Origin of the sequence: Rhodoferax sp. UBA5149, from assembly GCF_002413825.1 — a bacterium.
In the GTDB taxonomy this organism is placed as follows: Bacteria; Pseudomonadota; Gammaproteobacteria; order Burkholderiales; family Burkholderiaceae_C; genus Rhodoferax.
The window spans coordinates 3985-4637 of record NZ_DHXT01000044.1 but is presented as its reverse complement, the minus strand read 5'-3'; the positions used below and the strand labels follow the sequence as shown (position 1 = coordinate 4637).

1 protein-coding gene is annotated in these 653 nt (G+C 67.2%); it reads left to right on the top strand.

Annotated features, from left to right (window positions below):
- A partial coding sequence (locus B3V69_RS03445) for a glycosyltransferase (protein ID WP_296443829.1) occupies positions 1–479 on the top strand: 479 nt, incomplete at its 5' end.
- Positions 480–653 lie beyond the last annotated feature (174 nt).

The following is a 653-nucleotide window of genomic DNA, read 5'->3' as shown; positions in this document are numbered from 1 at the left end:
TGCGCGCGGCGACCCGGCTGGTGTTCAGGTCTGACATCTACCTGGACCACATTGGCGAGGCGCTGGAGCCCGCGCTGGGGCAGGCAGCACAGCGGGCCGCGAGCCGTCATCCGCAGTACCGCTGGCTGGGTGGGATGCCGCATGCGCAGGCCCGCAGCCGCATCCAGCGCGCCCATGTGCTGGTGCACCCGAGCAAGATGGAAGGCGGCGCGCAGGTGATTCTGGAAGCGGTGCAAAGCGGCACGCCGGTGCTGGCCTCCCGCATTGAGGGCAATGTCGGCATGCTGGGCCCGGACTATGCAGGGTATTTCGCTTTGGGCGATGATGGCGCGCTGGCCGAGCTGCTGCAGCGCTGCCGGGATGACGCCGGTTTTTTGCCGCTGCTGCGCCAGCAATGCGAGGCGCGTGCCGTCCTGTTTGAGCCGCAGCGCGAGCAGGCCTTGCTGCGCCAGCTGGTCGCGGCGCTGGCCGTCGCCTGAGCTGAAGAAAAGATAATGACTCGCTGATTCAAAGGAAACCCACATGAACACCACCCCAACCAGTCCCAACGCGCCGAGCACCACCAGCGTCGTCATCGAGCCGCGCCTGACCAGCCTGTCCCATGGCGGCGGCTGCGGCTGCAAGATCGCGCCCGGCGTGCTGTCTGAAATCCT